This window comes from Enterococcus olivae, assembly GCF_053760925.1.
The window spans coordinates 18,520-40,510 of record NZ_JBSMVT010000019.1 but is presented as its reverse complement, the minus strand read 5'-3'; the positions used below and the strand labels follow the sequence as shown (position 1 = coordinate 40,510).

17 protein-coding genes are annotated in these 21,991 nt (G+C 42.9%); 15 read left to right on the top strand and 2 right to left on the bottom strand.

The window, feature by feature from the left end; genetic code table 11:
• Positions 1–232 precede the first annotated feature (232 nt).
• The 7 genes from ACWODM_RS11725 (at position 233) to ACWODM_RS11695 (ending at position 7,720) form a co-directional block, all read left to right on the top strand.
• The gene (locus ACWODM_RS11725) at positions 233–832 is read left to right on the top strand and encodes an MBL fold metallo-hydrolase (RefSeq protein ID WP_455321561.1); all 600 of its coding nucleotides are present in this window, start codon (positions 233–235) and stop codon (positions 830–832) included.
• Positions 833–1,064: 232 nt separating this feature from the next.
• Positions 1,065–2,156, top strand: coding sequence for a glycerol dehydrogenase (locus ACWODM_RS11720; RefSeq protein ID WP_455321560.1), 1,092 nt, complete (start codon positions 1,065–1,067; stop codon positions 2,154–2,156).
• A 215-nt stretch (positions 2,157–2,371) separates the two neighbouring features.
• Positions 2,372–4,741, top strand: a complete 2,370-nt coding sequence (locus tag ACWODM_RS11715; RefSeq protein WP_455321559.1) for a glycoside hydrolase family 73 protein — start codon at positions 2,372–2,374, stop codon at positions 4,739–4,741.
• 185 nt (positions 4,742–4,926) lie between these two features.
• Positions 4,927–5,178, top strand: a complete 252-nt coding sequence (locus ACWODM_RS11710) for a DUF2922 family protein (protein ID WP_455321558.1) — start codon at positions 4,927–4,929, stop codon at positions 5,176–5,178.
• A gap of 233 nt (positions 5,179–5,411) precedes the next feature.
• On the top strand, positions 5,412–6,050 hold the full coding sequence (locus tag ACWODM_RS11705) for a FusB/FusC family EF-G-binding protein (RefSeq protein ID WP_455321557.1): 639 nt from the start codon (positions 5,412–5,414) through the stop codon (positions 6,048–6,050).
• Positions 6,051–6,205: 155 nt separating this feature from the next.
• A complete protein-coding gene (locus ACWODM_RS11700; protein WP_455321556.1) occupies positions 6,206–6,793 on the top strand; it encodes a nitroreductase family protein in 588 nt (195 codons plus the stop codon).
• A 96-nt stretch (positions 6,794–6,889) separates the two neighbouring features.
• Positions 6,890–7,720, top strand: a complete 831-nt coding sequence (locus tag ACWODM_RS11695) for a DUF6612 family protein (protein ID WP_455321555.1) — start codon at positions 6,890–6,892, stop codon at positions 7,718–7,720.
• Positions 7,721–7,788: 68 nt separating this feature from the next.
• Here the strand turns inward: ACWODM_RS11695 and ACWODM_RS11690 are convergent, their stop codons facing one another.
• Positions 7,789–8,691 carry a LysR family transcriptional regulator gene (locus tag ACWODM_RS11690; RefSeq protein ID WP_455321554.1) on the bottom strand — a complete coding sequence of 301 codons (903 nt, stop codon included), beginning with the start codon at positions 8,689–8,691 and terminating at the stop codon, positions 7,789–7,791.
• A gap of 265 nt (positions 8,692–8,956) precedes the next feature.
• On the opposite strand from ACWODM_RS11690, the gene ACWODM_RS11685 reads away from it, so the two are divergent.
• From ACWODM_RS11685 to ACWODM_RS11650, 8 genes are all read left to right on the top strand, one after another.
• On the top strand, positions 8,957–9,808 hold the full coding sequence (locus tag ACWODM_RS11685) for a sugar phosphate isomerase/epimerase family protein (protein WP_455321553.1): 852 nt from the start codon (positions 8,957–8,959) through the stop codon (positions 9,806–9,808).
• Positions 9,809–9,830: 22 nt separating this feature from the next.
• Positions 9,831–10,682 (top strand): shikimate dehydrogenase, encoded by an 852-nt coding sequence (locus ACWODM_RS11680; protein ID WP_455321552.1) that lies wholly within the window; start codon positions 9,831–9,833, stop codon positions 10,680–10,682.
• Between the two features lie 84 nt (positions 10,683–10,766).
• Positions 10,767–12,050: an MFS transporter gene (locus ACWODM_RS11675; protein WP_455321551.1), complete on the top strand. Its 1,284-nt coding sequence runs from the start codon at positions 10,767–10,769 to the stop codon at positions 12,048–12,050.
• Between the two features lie 139 nt (positions 12,051–12,189).
• Positions 12,190–13,518 (top strand): citrate transporter, encoded by a 1,329-nt coding sequence (locus ACWODM_RS11670; protein WP_455321550.1) that lies wholly within the window; start codon positions 12,190–12,192, stop codon positions 13,516–13,518.
• Positions 13,519–13,541: 23 nt separating this feature from the next.
• The gene (locus ACWODM_RS11665; protein ID WP_455321549.1) at positions 13,542–15,662 is read left to right on the top strand and encodes a hydantoinase/oxoprolinase family protein; all 2,121 of its coding nucleotides are present in this window, start codon (positions 13,542–13,544) and stop codon (positions 15,660–15,662) included.
• 13 nt (positions 15,663–15,675) lie between these two features.
• Positions 15,676–16,317, top strand: coding sequence for a hypothetical protein (locus ACWODM_RS11660; RefSeq protein WP_455321548.1), 642 nt, complete (start codon positions 15,676–15,678; stop codon positions 16,315–16,317).
• Between the two features lie 104 nt (positions 16,318–16,421).
• Positions 16,422–17,258, top strand: coding sequence for an SDR family NAD(P)-dependent oxidoreductase (locus tag ACWODM_RS11655; RefSeq protein WP_455321547.1), 837 nt, complete (start codon positions 16,422–16,424; stop codon positions 17,256–17,258).
• 137 nt (positions 17,259–17,395) lie between these two features.
• Positions 17,396–18,109, top strand: a complete 714-nt coding sequence (locus ACWODM_RS11650; RefSeq protein WP_455321546.1) for a YcjF family protein — start codon at positions 17,396–17,398, stop codon at positions 18,107–18,109.
• A 660-nt stretch (positions 18,110–18,769) separates the two neighbouring features.
• Here the strand turns inward: ACWODM_RS11650 and ACWODM_RS11645 are convergent.
• Entirely contained in the window at positions 18,770–21,673 is a 2,904-nt protein-coding gene (locus ACWODM_RS11645; protein WP_455321545.1) for an FAD-dependent oxidoreductase, read from the bottom strand.
• Positions 21,674–21,991: the final 318 nt, after the last annotated feature.

Sequence of the window (21,991 nt, the reverse complement as noted above, 5' to 3'; positions counted from 1 at the left end):
AAGCACTGTAAAATTGCTCGTTTTGATTCAAGAATTTAGAATATCCAAACAATAGAAGACGTGCTTCGGTGGTCTCAAGGATCCTCGTCGCAAATTCACCTAGATTGGGTGACGTTCCTTCTCACTTGTTTGGATATTTTTGTCTTTTTTTACTGCTATTACGGTCTTTTTCGTGTTTCACGTGGAACATCGTCTATGCTAAAATAAAAGAAAACTTCAAGGAGCTGCTGTTATGAACTGGTTCACAGTCGAAAAAATCGATCCACAAACCTTTGCTTTGAGTGAATACGGACACTGGGAAAAAGTCCGTTCTTTTTTATTGCTGGGAGAGAAACAGGCACTCTTGATCGATACAGGATTGGGCATCGGGGATATTTATCAGGAAGTTCGTCGTTTGACAGCACTGCCGATTCAAACCGTATTTACTCATGTCCACTGGGATCACATTGGCGGAGGAAAGTCCTTTGAGAATATTGGTGTCCATCCGGATGATTTGGAATGGTTTGAAAAAGGAATTCCGGTCTGGGACACAGAAAGCGTCAAAAAAGAATTGATGAGAGATCTTTCACAAGAATTGCCTAGTGAATTTTCTTTGGATTCTTTTGAATTATTTACAGGAAAAACAACTTGGTTGCTGGAAGATGGTGAGCGTCTGGATTTAGGCGGACGCCAGATAGACGTTTTGCATACGCCCGGCCATTCACCGGGTCATGTTTCTTTTTTTGATCAAACAAAGGGCTATCTTTTCCGGGAGACATTCTCTATTCGCAGGAAACACCAGTCTACGCCCATTATCCTTCAACGAATCCGACAGCGTTACTCGATTCGCTGATCAAAATCAGTCAGTTAAAACAGGTCCATCGTCTCTTTGCTTCACACAATCAATTGGAGTTACCTATTTCTATTTTACAGTAAGCAAAGGCAGCCGCGATATTGCTTCAGGAACAAGGGCTGGATCATCACGGCAGTGGTCTACAGCTCTTTGAATCCTTTAAATTTCTTTTCTAACGGCTAGAATGTGGTAAAATAGTGAATAAAATCACATGGATGAAGGAGACAGTCGTATGAATAAAATTTTTGAAAGTCCACAACGGTATGTCCAAGGAAAAGGGGTGCTCAAAGAGAGCTATCAGTATTTAAGTCCTCTTGGCAACAAAGCGGTGATTCTGACAGATCCCCTTGTTTGGGAAATTGCAGGTAAAGACTTGGAAGCGCATCTCAACAACAAGGGGATGTCCGCGACCACTGAGCTTTTTCAAGGAGAATCCTCCATCAATGAAATTGAACGTCTCACGGCAGTAATTGAAAAAGAAAACTATCAGCTGGTAATCGGTCTCGGTGGAGGAAAGGCGATTGACACTGCTAAGGCTGTTAGCAGTCGTACCAACAGTACCTTGGCGATTTTACCAACAAGTGCGGCTACCGATGCGCCGACATCAGCGATTTCCGTGCTCTATACGGAGGAAGGTCTTTTTGAAAAGTACCTTTTTTATCCGAAGCATCCGGAGCTAGTTCTGCTTGATACAGCTGTGATCAGTCAAGCACCGGTCCGTTTGTTGAAATCAGGTATCGCTGATGCGATGGCGACGTGGATAGAAGCACGAGCAGTTTTTCAAGCAGGCGGTGAAAACTTGCTTGGCGGCATCCCTACGCTGGCAGCGGTCGCTATTGCGGAAAAATGTGAAGAGATCTTATTTAACTATAGTTTGCCGGCGATTGCTGCCAATGAAGCAAAAATTGTGACCAAAGCTTTGGATGCAGTCATTGAAGCCAATACCTTACTGAGTGGGATCGGTTTTGAAAGTGGTGGTCTAGGCGCAGCTCACGCGATCCACAATGGCTTTTCAGCTTTGAAAGGTGAGATCCATCAGTTGACCCATGGAGAAAAAGTCGCTTACGGAACATTGGTCCAGCTGTTTTTAGAGAATCGATCCACCGAAGAATTAGACAAATACCTTACATTTTATCAAAAAATTGGCTTACCTAGGACCTTAAAGGAGCTGCATTTAGAACATGCTTCCTATGACGAATTGTTAAAGGTCGGGAAGCTGACTGTAGCTCCAGGATCAACGATTCATCAATTGGCAGGGAACTACACAGCTGAAGAGATTACTGATGCGTTGATCGCAGTCGATGCTTATGTCAAATTGAGCTAATGATTGTTGTTTCACGTGAAACACATTCGATTAATGAGACGCAAATTATTTAATGAAACAATGATTCTAGAACCTGTGTAAACAAAAAGCAGGTTCTTTTTTATACATTTTTTTGAATAAATATGATTTAAGAAAATCGTTTTTTATAGCGTGTCGTTGAGTTTCTATCAAAGTTCTATATAATGAAAACAAATGTTAGAAAAAAGGGGATAAAAATGAAAAAGAAATGGATTGGACTGCTGGTAGCCAGTATGATCATGTCTCAATTGCCACTGGCGGTTTGGGCAAATGAAACGATCGATTCGACGACAGAAACGACTGTTCAAACAGAAGCGACAAGCGTGGAAACAGAAGAAACCACAGAGCAATCATCTGTGGAAGAGATTAGCGAAAGTTCTTCTTCGTTGGAGGTTTCGACGGAAGAAACCTCTTTAGAGGAAACCGTTGAAAGCTCCTTTGTGGAAACGAGTGAAAGCAGCACGATTGAATCAATCAGTGAGAGTCAGGAGCTTCCTGAGATCGCTCCTATGGCAGCAATGGTGAGCTTTTCTTATGCGACTGTTATAAAGGAAGTACCATTACGAAATGATCAGCTGATTGCCACGGAGAAAACAACGAAAAGCCATCTGAAACAGACGCTAAAAGTGAAAACCGTTGTCAGTGATGGACAAGGAAAAAACTATTATCAACTGGAGACCAACAAAAAACAACTCCTCGGTTATGTAGAGGAAGGGGCGTTGGAGCTGACCAATTCGCCAGGAGGCAAGTATTTTGGCGATAAAAAATATGTGATCCTGACTTCTAAAAACTACGATATTTGGCAGAATTTCACTTGGAAAAGACGCAATCACTCTTCCAATTATCACAATCAAGTATTGGAAGCACGAGGGTATTACGATCATTTTAACGGTTCCCGTTATTTGTCTTTGTACGATAGCAAAGGCACTTGGGTTGGTTATATCAATCAAACAGGAACGAAAACGACTAAAGATCCCCACAGCGGATATAAAAGTTATGGAAAATTTGTCACGATCAGTTCTAAAAATTACGATATTTGGCAAAAATTTTCATGGAAAAAACGGAATCACTCTTCCAGTTATCACGGACAAACGCTGGAAGCACGAGGATATTATGATCACTTTAATGGTTCTCGTTATTTGTCACTCTATGACAGTAAAGGATCTTGGGTTGGTTACATCAATCAGACAGGGACCAAACTGGCCAATGGACGTCAAGGAAGCTATCAAGCCTATGGTGAATCAGTGACGATCGAAAAGAATTATACGATCTGGCAGAATTTCAGTTGGAAAAAGAAAGCCGATGCGAACAAGTACAAAGGACATACCTTGATTGCCAAAGGCTTTTACAATCACCTGAATGGTTCGACCTATTTGAGTCTCTACAATCAAAAAGGGCAGTGGCTCGGTTATATCAATGCGGATGCTGTCAAGATCAAAGCGAAAAAAGCAGGCTGGGCTTATGCAACTGTTCAGCAAAACAATCTACCTGTCTGGCAAAATTTTCAATGGAAGCAAAGAACAACGACTCGTGCGTTGGTTGGTAAAACCTATCGCATCAATGTAGCCTATCAGCATTACAATGGCAAGCTGTATTATTCTCTGTTCAACAGTAAAAATCAATGGCAGGGCTATGTAGAAGCGAGTGGGGTCACTACTCTGCAACAACCGCAGGGCAACAGTCAAACAATCAAAGAATATGTCAAAGTGACGAAAAAGAATTACAATCTGCATGCCAATTTCAGTTGGCAGAAAAAACAAGCTTCAGATTCGCTGGTCAATCAAGTGTTTCAGGCTAGAGAACGATTCCAGCACTACAATGGCGCAAGCTATGTGTCCTTATACAATGAGCTAGGAACGTGGCAGGGCTATATCAATGAAGGAGCTCTTCAATCAGCCAGTGCCTCGCAATTTATTGATAAGGAACGTTTGAACACAGTCTATCAAACAACAGCGGTCTTCAAACAAGGAACCGCTACAACCACTAATTGGAATCAATTCCAAGCTGCTCTGAAAGAAGCGAACAACAAGTTAGCGAAGGCAAAAAAACAAAATGAGGTCAATCAAGCTGCCAATACCTTGGACACTCTTGCCAAACCGCAATTTATCGCTTTTCTAGCTGGCGATGCTCAAAAAATCGCTAAAGCCAATGATTTGTATCCTTCGGTGATGCTAGCACAAGCAATTTTAGAATCAGGATATGGCAGAAGTGAACTGGCCTATCAGGCGAAAAACATGTTTGGTATCAAGTTCAATGAAGGCAAAGACGAGGGCCAATATGGCTTTTATGAAGTTGCCTCTTTGGAATTCATCAATGGACAGTATGTTTCTGTCACTTCCAAATTTAGAAAGTATCCAGCACTGTCGGAGTCGTTGAAGGACAATGCACTGAAGCTTTCAAAGGGTGTTTCGTGGGATGCCAATTATTATAAAGGTGCGTGGCGTTCACAAGCCAAAACCTATCAGGAGGCTACCCGTGCATTGACCGGCAAGTATGCCACAGATCCAAATTATCACACGAAGTTAAACAAGGTCATTGAAGATTGGGCACTGTATCAGTACGATTAGTCAGCCACTGCCTATTTTCATTGATCAGCGACTGCTTAATAAGCGCTAAAGACTCAGTAACCGCTGAGTCTTTTTTCTGTTTAATAGCGATGAAAAAAAGAATGTTACACTTTTTTGAGTAAAACGTTGACATTTTGCTTTCTTTTTTCGTTAGTAAAGGTAAAGAGAAAGGAAGCTGGGGAAAAATGAAAAAACTGAAATTGATTTTTTTGACAAGTGAAGGAAAACGGCATATGTTTTATCCACATGTGGATAACGACAAGATCACACCAGAAGAGATTCGAAAAATCGTGGAGCAATTGATTTTTCTGGATCACCAAAATGCTGCGGGTGGTGTCCATTTGTTTGATCGATTGGAGAAAGCTGTGTGGGTCGAAAAAAAGGAAATTCCCTTATTTAAAAAATATGGAAACACGATCATTTTTCCTAAAAATTAAATGTATAATTATTCATTTGGAGGTATATCCACAACTATGTTTCACGTGAAACATTTAGATTGCTATTTGCTTCAAATAAACGTATGATAGTCAAGTAATGCATTTGATATATAAGGGGATGATAGAATGATACGTTTTGTATCTTCTGCAGAAAGACAAATTGCTGTCTGTTGATTCAGATGCTTTGTCAATATTCTTCAAAGCATCTATTTGTTTGAAGAAAGGAAATGAATATGAACCCAATAATCCAACCATACCAATACTTTGCCATTAAAAAGAAAGTCCTTTACTTGGTCAATACCTATCACTCTGTCAACGACAAAAGTACCATTGAGACTGTTCAGGCACTGATGTTAAAGGACATTGATGAGATCGTCGGAGAAAGCTACCCAGAAATTGAAGACTTGAAAAAATTCATCTTAGACCAGACGCTGACACGCGAAAAGACGGAGCATTATTTTGAGGAATTCAAGGACTGTGTGATTGCTTTTCAGCAACCGACAAGCAAACAAATCGAAAAGGTTTTTCGAAAGACCAAGAAGCTAAAGCATCCAGCGTGGGAAATCCTCGATCTACGGGAGCATTCTTATATTGGCTGGAATGATCCAGGATCACAAAAGAAATTTATTCTTTATTACAGTGAAGGAAAACTGCAGGGACTTTCTGGGCAGTTGAATCCTAGTATCATCAAAAACGTTTGTACGATTTGTCAAAAAGTATCGAATGTCTCCATGTTTTTAGCAACGACTAAAAGTAGTGGGGATGGTACCTATACAAAAAAAGGAAATTACATCTGTGCGGACAGTGAGCAGTGCAACCATCAGCTACATGATAGAGAAGCCTTTGACCGTTTTGTTGAGCAAATGAAATAAAGCGAACCTCGTATCCATTTCACTTTGGATACGGGGTTTTTTGTCGACAAAAGCGCAAAATTTGTTTTTCCAAGCGTGATGATTGTTTTTTAACACAAAGCTGATTAAAATAATAGCAATTGAGAAAGGTTCTCAATTAAAAGGAGGAGAGAAACATGGTTACAGTGAGTCAAGCGATCGTTGAACGTCGCACATCCAAAAAAAGTTTACAGAAGGAAGTTCCTTTAGAGCTGATTTATGAGCTACTGGAAAAGGCTCGTTTTGCTCCTTTTCATAAACGTGAGCCTTGGCAGGCGAAAATCATCACCACAGAGGCGGAAAAAGACTATTTGTATCAGGAAGTCATCAAACGCTATCAGGAGACGGGGGTGATTCATGATGAAGCCAGTCGCAGCAAGATGGAGAAGAAGATGTCCCGACTACTGAAGGAGGCACCAGCCACGTTGTTATTCGCCCGTGAGATCATTGCAGACAAACCTCGGTTGAATTCGGATGCGATCCAGGCAACCGCTGCCTTGATCCAAAATTTTTCGCTGCTGGCCTATGAAGCAGGACTGGTCGGTTTTTGGGCATCCAGTGCCTTTATCATGGATCAGGAATTGTCTCAACGTCTGGGTTTTCCTGAAAATTATGAGTTGATCGCCAACTATCGTTTAGGTTATCCAGATCCGACAATCGGTAAGAACAAAGCGAGACGGGAAGAGGTTCAAACCTGGGCACGCCCTTTGATTGAGAAGAAATAAAGAAAGCATAAGATCAGACAACAGAAGCAGTCGGCTGTTCTTTGCTGTGTTACAATAGGGGAGAATCTTAGTTTATTTCCTGAAGGAGGAGACAAAATGAAGTTTGGAAAAATCAATCGTTTTGTATTGGCAAGCTTGGCAGCACTTTCTCTGGGTTTAGCTGCATGTAGTAATAATGAAGGAGATTCGGACAGTCAAAATCAGACCAATGCTGTGGGCACGCCAGCCGAAGACAATTTATCTAAAGAAGAAGTCTTGGCGAAAGTTCAAACAGCTTCGGAAGAGATCAAGAGTGCGGAAGTGACGACAGATGTTACGATGGATCTTTTGATGAATGAACAGACTAACAAGGTAGAAACAACAGCGACTGTTCAATACACCACAGATCCTCTAGTCAGCAAAACAGAAACGATCTATTTCAATGCTGGAGAAGAAGAAACAATAACCACCTATATGGATGAGACGGCACTCTATGTGCAGCTCCCTGGTTCAGATCAGTGGATCACGCAAACACTGAGTGAAATGGGGATCGATCCACAGAAACAAATGGCGGCGGCGACTTCAACCAACCTGTTGAGAGAGCTAGAAGGACTTATGGAACAAGTCACAGTCGATGAAAACGACGATGCCTATGTCCTATCTTTTGAAGGTAGTGGCGATGAATTAAAAGAATTAGTCGTATCGATTTTGGCTACAGAAAATACAGGTGCCGACGCAGCTAGTATGGCAGATGACCTAGAGATCAATGCCTTTTCTTACAAAGTTGAAGTGGATAAAGCGACATTCTATCCAATCTCTTTTGAGACCGACATGGATTATGAAGCAGACACAGAAAACTTTACAATGACTGCGACTCAGCAACAAAAAGGAAGCTACAGTCAAATCAATGAAATCGATACGATCGAACTTCCTGCTGATGTTCAATAAAAAAACAGCAAGGCTGTCCCAAACCAACTTTCTGGTTGAGGGGCAGCCTTTTTGAATTGTATGAACTATTAGTAAATAATCTCTGAAGGATCTGAATGAGCGAGGACGAATTCTTTGAAATTGATGACAGCTGGCGTCAAATAGGCTTCCTTATTGGTTGCTAAATAGAAGGAGCGTTCTGTCTCTGGGTTTTTTAAGCGGAGCGTTTTTAAAGGCAAGTGCTTCAAAATATACATGTTTGGGACAACAGCGATCCCAAAGTCTTGACTGACAAGTCCTGCGATCACCTGATCGACAGTTGTCTCATAAACTGTTTGATAGGTACAGTTATTTTTTTTGAATGCATTATCGATGACACTGCGCAAGCCGCTGTTTTTACTAAAACCGATTTGTGGATAGGGCTGTGTTTGTTCCAAATAAATCTCATCAAACTGCGCCAAAGGATGATTTAGCGGAACGATGACAACCAGCTCTTGGCTGGCGATCGGTAAAAATTCAATGGAGGGTTCATTTGGTAAATAGGAACAGAAACCGATGTCGTAGTTCATGTTTTTGATTCCATCAATGATTTCATTGGTCACTCCGGTAGAGGTATGGAAATCAAAAGAGATCTCTTTGTCAGGATTGGCTTGATGAAAGGCATGAACGAGCTTAGGAACATAGGTTGTACCTAAAACAGGGAGAAAGGCAAAACTGATAAAACCACTTCCGCGACTGATCTTAGTGACAGTCTCGATTCCTTCATCAAGAATCCCCAAGGTTCGTGTGACATAATCATGGAAAATGACGCCTGGTTTGGTTAGTACGACGTTTCGTCCCTTCTTTTCAAACAAAGGAACACCCAACTCTTCTTCCAAAGTTGAGATGGCATTGCTCAAACTAGGCTGAGTAACATTTAATAACTTACTGGATCTTGTATAGTGCTGTTCTCTAGCAAGGACATCAAAGTATTTTAAATGTTGTAAATTCATTTGAACGTCTCCTAATAAATGGTTTTAATCAATTATAGCAAAAACTATATCTTTTACCTATAGATTATTCGATAAAAACCAATTAGAAATTTCAAAAGCTATCCGTTAGAATAAAGACAAGATTTGATTGTGAAATTAGAAACATGGGGATTGAAGAAGAGAAACCCTAGCAATCAAAAAGCTATTCATATCTGAAAGTTAAACTGCAGTCTTTCATGTGAAAAAAATAACTTTGATGGATGAGACAAAACAAGGAGGAAATGAAATGAGTAAAGTACCATTGACAATTAGTTCTTACACACTGGGTGTTGACATTGATTTTGAAGAGCGTGTAAAAATCGCCAAAGAAGCAGGCTTCGACGGAATCGGCTTACGTGCAGAAACTTACATGTTAGCCATCAAGCAAGGCTACTCTGATGAAAGAATGTTGGAGATCCTAGAAGAAAATGAGATGAAGGTAACTGAAGTTGAATACATTACTTTATGGGCGGATCCAAACAAAACAGTGGAAACACCAGAAACATTGTTGCAACAGTTCAAAGAACAAACGGTTTACCACATGGCGCGCTTGTTCGGTGTGGGACATATCAACTGTGGCTTAATGGAAAAATATCCAGCAGAAGTCCACATCAAAGCTTTCAAAGAATTATGTGAACGTGCGAAAGAATTAGTGATCGGTTTGGAATTCATGCCTTACAGTGGTGTGCCAGACTTGGCAAGTGCTTGGAACATCGTTAAAGAAGCAGACTGCGACAACGGCATGTTGATCTTGGATACATGGCATTGGGCGCGTGCAGAAACTTTGGCAGAAGACCTAAAAGAAGTACCTGCTGAAAAAGTAGTCTCTATCCAAATCTGTGATGTACTAGAACGTCGCTATCCAGACACGATCCTGCGTGATGAATCAATGCATGATCGCCTGTGTCCAGGAACAGGTTGGGGCGATACAGTTGGCTTCCTGAAAGCCTTGAAAGCCCACGGGATCAACCCTCGCGTGGTAGGAACAGAAGTCATCTCTGATCCAATTTTAAGTTTAGGCTATGAAAAAGCAGCGAAGATGAATTATGACACGAGTATCGATGTGATCAAACAAGCTTGGCCAGAATTATTAGACTAATTAGGAAAGAGGATGTAGTGGAATGTTAGAAGGAATCTCTGGAAGAACTCAGTTGTATGGATTGATCGGCAGCCCTGTTGGACACTCAGGATCACCAGCAATGTACAATTATGCGTTTGAGCAGTTGGATATCAATGCGGTCTACTTGGCATTTGATGTCAAACTGGAAGAAACACAACAGGCAATCGAAGCGATTCGCACGTTTAATTTAGTCGGCGGGAATGTGACGATGCCTTGTAAAGGGGCAGCAGCCCAATATATGGACGAATTGTCACCAGCGGCTCAAATGGTCAATGCAGTGAATGTTTTCCATAATGTAGACGGTAAATTAGTCGGTCATGTAACAGATGGTTTAGGCTTTGCCAATAATTTAAAAAACAATGGTGTAGATCCTAAAGGCAAGAAATTCGTGGTGATTGGAACAGGTGGTGCTGCTACAGCGATCCAGGTTCAATTGGTACTTGAAGGTGCGGCATCGATCGCAATCTTCAACATCAAGGATGATTTTTATGTGAAGGGTGAAGAAACAATCGCCCGTATCAAAAAACTGCATCCAGATTTTGATATCACGATGAATGATTTGTTTGATGCAGAATTATTGAAACAAACAGTTGCAGAAGCGGATGTTCTGGTCAATGGAACGACACTTGGTATGGGAGTTGGCTCTACCAAAACACCGATCAGCGACACGAGTATTTTCCATGAAGATCTGATCGTAGCGGATGCGATTTACAATCCACCAGTTACTCAGCTAATCAAGGATGCGGAAGCGAAGGGTTGTCAAACAGTTACTGGTGAAGGGATGCTGTTGGCACAAGGAAAAGCAGCTTTTGAGATCTTCACTGGGAAAGAAATGCCTGTTCGACCAAAATAAATGCATGTGCTGCTGTCAAAGCAGCACCGCTTTATGGATACGTAAGTTCAATTGTTAACAAATGAAAAAACAAGGAGAATTAAGATGAAAGCAAAACGTTATATTATGTCCTTAGTCACGGTTTATTTATGCTATTTTACCCACGGGATGCAAGCACTTATTCTAAGCCAAAATGCCGCTTATTTCATAGATAAATGGGGATATACGGACGTAACAGCTGGTTCAGCAGCTGTCTCCATGGCGATTACTGCCACTGGATTTGGTAAATTTATTTCTGTCTGGATCGGTGGAGAAATCTCCGACAAGATTGGTCGTAAGAAAATGGCCATCGGTGGCGCATTGCTTTATGTTATCTGCTTTTCAGGTTTGCTTTTAAGCAACAGTATGGTGATCGCAAGTATTTGTGCTTTCATGGCCGGTGTGGCAACATCTGGCTTCTGGGATGCGGCGCTTTATCCAGCTGCACAGGAAGCTGCACCTAAATATGCTGCGTCTGCTTTGTTGGGGATCAAATTGTTCGTTTCAACAGCGGGTATAATCTACCCATTGTTGGTCGTGAACTTTGCTAGCATGGGTCGTCCAGAGCTTAGCGTAATGATTCCATTAGTATTATCTGTAGTTTGTTTGATTCTAGCGGTGATCTCACCTTTCGTCTATGACGATCAAATGGCAGAAACCAAAGGAGAAGATCCTGCGATCCGTAAGCAAGCCATGCAAGCAGAGATTGATGCAGAAAAAGCGAAAATGCTGGTACAACCCAATGTTTTGGTTAATTTCTTTACAATGTTCTATGCTTTCCTTTGCATGTTCATCATGTATGGTGCGCAACAGTACATCAAAGCTTTTGGTATGGGGAATGCCGGGCTGACAGAAGCACAATCTGCTGGTCTGACATCGATTTACACGGTTGGTTCACTGGTAGCCGTTGTTTTCTGGGCCTTCATGATGGCTAAATTGCGTTGGAACCCTGTAAAAGTGCTATTGATCGACTCTGTCTTCACAGCGGTCGCACTGGCATTGGTATTGTTGATCCGTCATCCAGCAGTGATCTATATCAGTATCACTGCGATCGGTTTCTTTGCTGCCGGTGGTGCTTTACAGGCAGGTTTGAGTGTACGCCAAATGTTCTGTCCAGGACCTAAAGGCCGTAATACTGGGATCTACTATACTTGGATGGGCTTGGCAAGTACTTTCCTTCCATTTATCGTATCCGCGATGACCAGAAGTTTGGGTGAAGCAAGAGCCGTTTACTTGATGATGGGCTTGTTGCTAGTGGCGGCTGTAGTGGCAACACTGATGATGTTTTATCTGGTTGGACAACACAAGAAAATCTTTGGCTATAGTGCATTATCTAAAATGAAAGACTAATTTTTAGGTAAGGTGATCCTGTCAATCTACAGATCACAATGCCTCAATAGATACACGTACTGGGGCAAATATCACTAGGATATTTGTCCCTGTCGTGCTGTTTTCTGATAAATGGTTACGAAAGTTGAGGAGGTAACTCATGGATATTTTAATTGGGATACTGTTGATCCTTTCCTTCTTGGGAATGGTTTACTACTGTATCAAAGGCTATAACTTGATGGTCGGTTTTATTATCATGGCAACACTTTGGACGATTTTACCGATCATTGGTCACCTGATTTCTCCCCAAGCGGCATTTGAAGGAATGTCGATCACGGATATCTTGGGTGTTGTTTATCAGCGCGCGCCTGAAAAATGGGGTCCGTCACTGATCAATATTTTTCTAGGTGCTTTTTTTGGACGTATTTTATTGAATACCGGGATTGCTGCCACGATCATTCGTAAAAGTGTAGAGTTAGGCGGAGACCGTCCAGGAATCATTTTGGCGATCGTCAATTTGATCACAGGCTTCATTTTTACTTCGATGACGGGTGCCGGATCGGTAATCGCGATCGCCGTGATTATTTTGCCGATCTTGTTTTCGATTGGTATTCCTAAAGTAGTGGCGTTCTTCTCCTTCACCGGTTCCGTGGCTGCGGGGATCTTTTTGAACCCGATCAATTTTGCTCAGTACGTGGCATTTTTTGCGAATTCCAATGGTGGGACCGAGTATACATATACCACGTATTTCCCCTTTGGTCTCCTAGCATTCTTTGTCATGATCACGATTGTTTCGCTTTTTGCGACCTTCTATCTACGAGTAGAAAGTTTAACGTATTCGTGGGCAGCGACTAAATCGAGTGAGGTGACGGAGGCTCCAGGGATTTCTTTGATCTCACCGTTTCTGCCAGTGCTGGGCGTGATCGTCTTCAAACTGCCGGTGATTCTTTGCTTTATCCTAGCCAGCCTGTTCGCTCTAGGTGTTTGTGGAGAGATAACCGGCGGCTTCCGAGCTGTTTGCCGCAAGATCTCACGGATCTTTACCGATGGGGTCAAGGATACAGCGTCATTGGTCGCTTTTTGGCTGACCTTGGCGATGTTCAATGATTCGGCAGTCTTTGCAGCGCCTTATTTTGAACAGGTCATTGGCGGGATCATCCCGACATCACCGATCGTTTTGTGTCTATTATTTGGTATTTTAGCACCGTTGACTTGGTTTAGAGGACCGATGTCCTTGATCGGATCAGGAGCCGCTTTGCTGGCGGTAGTCAGCGCGACGACGAACTACCCAACAACCTTTTTATATCCATTGTTTGCTACGATCTTGATCGGGATGGGGCATTTTGATATTACGATCTCGTGGAATGCTTGGGGAATCGGCTTTAACCGATTGAATACTAGAGAGTATATGAAAGTTGCCTTGGTTCCAGGGATATGTATCGCATTGGTTTTAGAAATTGCCAATTTCTTGATCAATAACCCGCTATAAAATGATGTAAGGAGACGTTTACTATGAAACGACAAGTTAGAATAGGTATCGACGTTGGCGGTACGCATACAAAAGCTGTCGCCATCGATAATGATACGCAAGAGATCATTGGAAAATCATCGGTAAAAACAACTCATGATAGCGAACAAGGTGTTGCACAAGGAGTTGTCGATTCATTTTTGATCTGTTTAGAAGAATACGCGATCGCACCAGAAGAGGTTGTTTTCGTTGCCCACAGTACGACACAGGCAACCAATGCTTTGCTGGAGGGCGACGTTGCAAAAATCGGGATCATCAGTACTGCGAAAGCAGGAGTGGAAGGCTGGCTGGCAAAAGCTCAGACGCGTTTGAAAGATATCGATCTGGGGACTGGACGCAGTATTTCGATCGTTCCACGTTTTCTTTCTCAAAAAGAACTGAATGAAGAATCGATCAGCAAAATGATCGATGAGCTGCTACAAGAAGGGATCGATGTTCTGGTTGCTTCGGCTGCTTTTGGCGTCGATAATCTGCAGCTAGAGGAAAAGATCGCTGCGGTTGCCCGCAACAAGGGAGTTCAGGTGACCCTGGCTTCAGAGATGACGAAATTGTATGGTTTGTCTCGTCGAACCCGTACGGCCACGATCAATGCTTCGATCCTGCCTAAGATGCTGGAAACAGCCAATTCAACAGAGGCCAGTGTCCGCTCTTCAGGCGTCGATGTGCCCCTGATGATCATGCGTGGTGATGGTGGTTTGATGGATGTAGTGGAAATGAAAAAACGGCCGGTATTGACGATGCTATCGGGGCCAGCTGCCAGTGTCATGGGTGCCTTGATGTATCTAAGGACCTCTAACGGTATCTACTTCGAAGTCGGAGGGACTTCAACGAATCTCGGCGTCATCAAAAATGGTCGTCCAGTCATTGATTATTCGGAGATTTCTGGGCATAAGACGTACGTCAATTCACTGGATGTACGAGTCCTAGGAGTTGCTGGCGGTAGTATGATCCGTGTCGACGGCAAAGGAGTCAAAGATGTGGGACCTCGTAGCGCGCATATCGCTGGACTAGAATATGCTGTCTTTACTCCAGAAGAAGAGATCGTTGATCCGCAACTGGAATTGTTTTCACCTAAAAAAGGCGATCCGGCAGACTATGTAGCGATCAAGCTAGCTAGTGGCAAACGGGTTACGATCACTAATTCCTGCGCCGCCAATGTTTTGGGCTATGTGACGGAAGAGGACTTTTCTTATGGTTATGTAGAATCAGCCAGAAAAGCAATGCAACCGCTGGCAGACTATTTGAAGTTGTCCGTGGAAGAAGTTGCCCATCAGATCTTGGACAAAGCTGTCTCAAAAATCGAGCCGGTCATTCATTCGTTGGCCCAAAAATACCAGCTGGAGAAAAATCAAATGACGTTGGTCGGTGTTGGAGGCGGTGTCGCGGCTTTGATTAAATACGCTGCCGAACGGATGAATCTGAGGTACAAAATTCCTGAGAATGCAGAAGTCATCTCTTCGATTGGTGTTGCCTTGGCGGCTGTTCAGGATGTGGTCGAACGGATCGTTCCGAATCCGACGAAAGCTGATATTCAGGCCATCAAACAGGAAGTTAGTAATATGGCGATCGAAAGCGGTGCGACCGAAGACAGTGTTGAGGTCCATATCGAGATCGATCCACAAACCCAAAAGATCACTGCCCGGGCATCTGGTTCAACGGCTGCTCAATCCACAGAGATCCAAAGTGCTGCCACCGAGGAAGAAGCTCGAGAGATCGCTGTTCAGGATTTCCGATTGCCAGCTGAAAAAGTTCAGCTACTAGATGAGACCGATTATTTCCATATTTATGGAGCGGACTCTAAAAAAGGCCATGGCATTCGTGTGATCGATAAAAAAGGTTTTATTCGTGTCCAAAGAGAAAATGCAGCTGTCGTCAAAACCTCGATCCAAAGCTATCTGGAACAGGTCGGTCGTTTGTGGGAAAGCATGGCAAACTATCAGAGTGATCTGATCATCCGACCAGATTTTTATTTCTGTGTCGGTCCGCGTTTGCTGGATTTTTCGAGTACAGACTACAGTCAGCTGACGATGCTGATCGATATTGAGATGAGTGAGATCGTTGGTACGGATGAGATCATCATCATTGCTGCCAATCGTTTAACGTAAGGTGGTCCAAACGATGGAAGAAAAAGAATTGATCAAAAGACTAGTCGATATTCGGACGATTCCGTTGGAACAACTGAGCCGTTATCTATTGGCACAAGACAACTTGTATCGGAAGATCCCCTTGGAACAGCAAGAAGAGCTGATCCAAGAGGCACTTCAATGCGGGAAAGCAGCAGCTGAGCTTCCTCAGAGTCTTTCCAAGTATGTCGAGACACAAGGGATTCAGATCGAAAGGTTTCAGGAAGAAGCCAAGAGCAATCAGTTCAATTTTGTTTTGGCTGAATTCCAGCTGCCGAATCAGATTCGCTTGAATCAACGGTTGATCCAGCAAGGTGAAGCACTGATTGAACGCTACCCGGAATTGTCTTTTTTCACGGATACTGCTTCATTGACGGAGATTCTGATCGCTCACGAAGTTTTTCACTATCTTGAGCATCAGCAGGGATTTTTTACGTTGCAACGACAACTTGAGTACAAAACAGGTCCTTTCAAGCGACAAGCAAGACTGTACTCTTTAAGTGAGATCGCAGCTGGATCATTCGTACAAAGCTTGTTACAGCTAGATTTCCACCCGTTGCTGCTCAATCCGCTGGTGATCTATCCGGTAGATCACGAGTTTAGTCAAAAAATTACGCAAGACTTTTTGATTTTGTGATTCATTTAATAAATCTATAGATTTATTAAAAAAAAGAATTTGTACCTATCGATAGATTCAAGTATATTTTAATTAAGAAAACAATTATGAAGGAGCTTATAAACATGGAAAACAATTGGTTAGATTTAGCAAATGACGTTGTGGTCATCACTGGTGCATTAGGTGGAATGGGCCGAAAAATCGCAAATGATTTTGCTGAACAAAAAGCGAATCTAGCATTAGTCGATCTAAACGAAGAAGCAACGGAAAGCTATGCAAAAGAATTAGCAAGCACTTACGGAATCAAAGCAAAAGGCTATTCTTGCAACTCAACAGTTGAAGACCAAGTAGATGCATTGGTTGAAAAAGTTGTTGCTGACTTTGGACGTATCGATGTGTTAGTCAATACTGCAGCCATTTTAAAATTCTCTTTACTAGAAGAATTACCATTGGATGAATGGAAACAAGTTGTTGAAGTCAATCTGACAGGATATTTCCTAATGTCACAACGTATCGGTCGTCGTATGATCGAACAACAATCAGGCCGCATGGTCCATATCTCTACGATCGCTTCAATCAGCCCAGAAACTTATTCAGGTGCTTACAGCCCAAGTAAAGCCGGCGTCAACATGATGTCTAAACAAATTGCGGCTGAATGGGGCCAATACGGTGTACGCAGTAACTGTGTCTTGCCTTGCTTCGTTAAAACACCTCTTTCTACAAAATTCTATGAAGACGAAGAAGTAGAAGAAGGCAGAAGAAGAATGACTGCTAACCGCCGAATCGGTGAAGTACAGGACATCGCCAATGCTGTCTTGTTCTTGGCTAGCAAACGCGCAAGCTATACTAACGGCGAAGAACTACGTGTGGAAGGTGGCTTCGGTATCATGCTTGGTGATCTTGTACCAAAACCAGGCGGACGTCGTCAATACGCAATCGATTCAAAAAAACCTAAAGCATAAAGATAACTAAACATTGCTCTCTCCTAACCCCGATGTAACGGTCAAAGCCTTTGCATTGGGGTTTTTAATCTTTTTGAAGTAAATGTGCTACAATTCTTATAGAGGAGATTCTTATTCGTGTGAAGGAGGGCTTCAAAATGAAAAAATTTACGTTCAAAAAACGGTCAAAATCTCAGAAACAGCAAGTGGAAGAGCTTGAAAACAAAGAGTTACAGGAAGAGATCGAGGAAGAAGAACAAGAGGAGCAGGAATTCAGATCCTTTTTCTCTGAGACCTTGAAAAGGCTCCCAGAAAAAACAGCATCGATTATTGCAAGCAGCTATGAAAAGACGCGAGGACAGGCAGAAAAGATTCTTGCCAAAAGCAAGGAGTCGTTTGACGGCGTATTCGATGAATTTTTGGAGGGTGTTGAGGAAGAGACCCGCAAGAAATGCCACAATACGATACATGCCGCTTCTCTGACGGCGGCAATCATTGGCTGTTCGCCGATTCCTTTTTCAGATGCTTTTCTGCTGGTTCCGGTACAGTTGATCATGATGTCGCGTTTGCATAAGCTTTTTGGTCAATCTTGGTCGGAGAGTCTGGGCAAGAGCTTGTCTAAGGAATTGGTCGTTGTTGGCTTGGGAAGAAGTGCTGTGGGGAATATTTTGAAGCTGATTCCTGCAGTTGGGACCGTCGCAGGAGCTGCTGTCAATGCAACTGTCGCCAGTGGTATTACGGAGGCTCTGGGGTGGGTCACTGTCAAAATGCTCAATGATGGCGAGGATATCTTTGAGCAGGTGGCGTCTTTCAAAGGGCAGTTCAAGATGCTGACCAAACTGCTCTTTGGTTCAAATAATTCGAGCAAATGATGTCATAACGCTTGCGATGCACTCTAAAAATATCCATGTTTAAAATAAGATAGAAACTGTGAAGCTTCCGGGAAAACTCTTCGGAAATTCTTCTCGTAGTGCTGGACAGCCAGGAGCCTTTTACAAAGTCTCATGGCTGTTGGCGTTCAAACACGGAGTTAGTGGGGCACCACTTACTCCGTGTAATTCATCCAAACTCCTTAAAGGCACGACGAGAGATTTCCTACGGATTTTTCCTCCAGCTTCTAATTTATATTGTATTTTGTGGTATAAAAAGCAATATTTTTTATGTAGTCAAACTATTATTAGTGACCGTCAAAATTGTTACAAAACAAGGATCGGAAGCTGGAAGAACTTCTGGTAGGAAAAAACCTCATCGTGCACTAAAGATGAGGATGAATTAGCCAGTGTTGCAGCAGATTTTTCTGCTGTATACACTGGCTTTGAATGCCGAAAGCTGCGAGACTCTGAAAGAGGCTCAAAGCGGTCTTGCACCATGAGGAATTTTTTCCGGACAGACGGTCTGGAAGTTTCCCTGGAGGTTTCCCTGCAGAGTTAGCGACGGTTTCAATTAAAAAAAATAAGAAAAAACAGGAAAAATCATTTGCGATTTTTCCTGTTTTTATGGAGAGAGCTGTGGCTAGTCTCTTGCTCTGTTTGTTAGGCTTCGATTTGTGATTGGACGTTCTCTGCAGCTAATTTACCGGAAGTCAGTGCCCAGGCATTGTTGGCACCAGAAGGGGAATCCGATCCCATGACCCCACCAACCAGTTCACCAGCAGCATACAAGCCGCTGATCACTTGGTTTTCTTCATTCAGGACATGCAGCTGTGTGTCTGCGACCAATCCACCCATTGTCGTTGCAAAACGTGGTTTTTGTTCGATCAGCACATAAGGCCCTTCTCCAACTTTTTCCTGAAGGAAGCGCACTTGTCGACCAAAGTCTTCGTCTTTTTGCTGTTCGACCCAGCCATTGTAACGAGCCACAGTATCAACCAAGCTGTTGAGTGTCATGCCGGCTTTTGCTGCCAGCTCTTCCAGTGTATCTGCCCGGAAAGCCTTTGGAGGTGTCGGTGCGGTATTGTTGATCCAGCGTTCCAGATCCTCAGGTGCGATCCCACCTTCAACGACTCCTTCTTTGAAGAGTTCAAAATTCTTGGCATCCATCAACAAATACAGCATTTTCGAATCCTGCTGTAGCAAGACTTCAAGAATCTTTTTGTTACTTGCCCGTTCATTGACGACCCGTTGTCCGTCTGTGTTGACCAGCAAGGCATTGCGTTTTAACACGACTAGATTGCCATCGATTGTAGATTTGGCATAGTCTTGAGAAACCTCCACCCCATTTGGATAGACTTTTCCATATTCCATCAAACGAGTCGCTGCTCTTAATTCAGGTGTTTGAGACATTAGGATGCCGTCACCTGTTGATGATTTTGTTCCATAGAACAGAATTTTGTTTAGATCGCCTGTTAAAAGGTTCGGGTTGTTCCCATAGCCGCCGGTGGTCAAAATGACTGCTTTTGCCGTGATGTTGTGTTTTTTACCAGTATCTTCCACGGCATTCAGACCGATGACATTTCCCTGACCATCTGTTTTCAAGCTTTCAGCTTTTGTTTGCAAATAAACTTTTACGTGGCTTTCATCTAGCTTTTTACGGGCACTTGCAGAAAAACCATGGCCACCGTCTTTGTAAGCCAGTTCGCGGTCTTTACGATATTCCGCCAGAATGTGCAGACCATCTTCCATGTCGTATTCGACACCCATATATTCATTGACCCAGTCGGTAGCTGAACCGATATTTTCCGCCAACAGAGTCAAGAGGTCTTTGACATTTAGACCGTTGCCGTTGGCTAGGAAGTCTTCAATCATGTATTCCGGCTTATCGTCAGTGACGCCCCCTGCAGCTTGTAGCTTGGAACCCATCACGACCTGATTCCCACCACTGATCGAGATCGCTCCACCGACAAAACTCAATTTTTCTAAGAGGATCGTTTTCAATCCCAGCTCATCAGCACGCAAGGCAGCAGCAATTCCTGCAGCACCTGAGCCAACCACGACCACATCGACTTCTTCGTCGACAATTTCTTTGGACCATTGGATCGTTGGTTTTGGACGAGCTCTCAAGACTTCTGAGCTGGCACCGGCCATTTCAGCAGCTTCGGCAACTCCGTCGATCAGTCCTTGACTGGAAGCTGAGGCACCGGAGATCACATCGACATTCAATGTTTGACCTTCAATGATTTGTTGTGGCAAACGCAAGAATACTTGATCGGACAAGCCTTCTGACTCATTGCTCTGATCAACGGCGATGTCTTCGATGCGTTCTTCAGAGAAAGTGACAGCCATTTCCAGATCACTGTTGTGTCCTTTGGCTTCTACCGTATAGGTTCCTGGTTTAAAGGTCAATTTGACTTTTTGCAATTCTTTCAGACGTTCGTGTTTGCGTTTTTCTTCTTCCGGATCAAGAACCATGTATTCCATGAAGTCCCAAAGAGGATTAGGGATCACCAATTGCTGTTGTGCATTGACGTGAGCGTAGTCGACGACTTCCTTGTTTTCTTTGATCATTGCGACCCAGTTGGGCTCAATCAAGAAGCCTTTTCCGACAGCCAATAGGTCATAGCCTAATTGTACGGCATCCTCGGCATCCTGACGCTGCAGGATCGAACCAACTCCCATGATCGGGATTTTTGATAATTCAGGTGAACGCTGTGCCAGATATTTGGTGATTAGTGGTTCAGTATTCTTTGTGTCCACGATCGAAGGCCGTGTGTAAGCCCCCATGGAGAAGTGGAAATAGTCGGGCTGTTCTTTTGCCAGAGTATTCAACAAATACATGGTATCGTCAAAACGAATCCCAGGTTCTTCTAGTTCTTCAGGTGAGAAACGGTAGCCGACAATAAAATTTTCGGCGTGTTGTTCTTTGGCGACACGTTGCACTTCTCTCATGACCTCAACAGGGAATTTCGCTCGTTTCTCACGACTACCACCCCATTGATCATGGCGGCGATTAGAGTGGGGAGAGAAAAACTGTTGCAGCAAGAAGGTATTGGCACCATGGATCTCTACGCCGTCATAGCCGGCTTCGATCGCCCGACGAGTAGCTTCACCAAAGAAATGGATCATTTCCAAAATCTGCTCCTGAGTCATTTCACGTGGAACGGGTGCATTGGGACGTAAGGCAGCGATTGGACTTGCGGAGATCGGTGTAGCACCACCGTTGATCTCTGGCCAAGCCATTCTTCCTGCATGATAGATCTGCAAGATCGCTTTTGAGCCCCGATCTTTGATAACTTTTGCCAAATCTGCTAGACCTGCGACCTTTTTGTCTGTATCAACACCTAGAGCACCGGGAAAGCCGCGCCCCTTGTCTTCGATAAAGCAGCTTTCGACGATCACTGCTGCTGCATCCCCAGAACGTACCTCATAGTAATCAATGATTTGTTGTGTGATTTCTCCGTTGTAAAAAGCGGACTGAGTGGTCATTGGAGACATAAATAAACGATTTTTGAAGCTTGCTCCAGAATGTAACTCAATTGAATCAAATAGACTTTTTGACATGTAATCGATCTCCTTTAATAAAATCTTTTTCAGTCCTCTAATGTAATTTTTTTCACATGATAGAAGACAAATGAGTTTGACAAAAAATAATAAATGGATGGTTCTTAATACAACACTTACAAATAATGAGGTCGTTCTCAAAAAACAGCTGTGACAGACAAAAAATACACTTTTCTGACATATTGATAAAAAATGAACAATCCTACATATCTATTGTATGAGATTTCATTGATAAATTCCAATAGTTAATTTAAGGTGAATCTATAGATTTTATTTATTGTTTATTGAGAAGAAAACGAATCCTCGAAAAGAAGACTC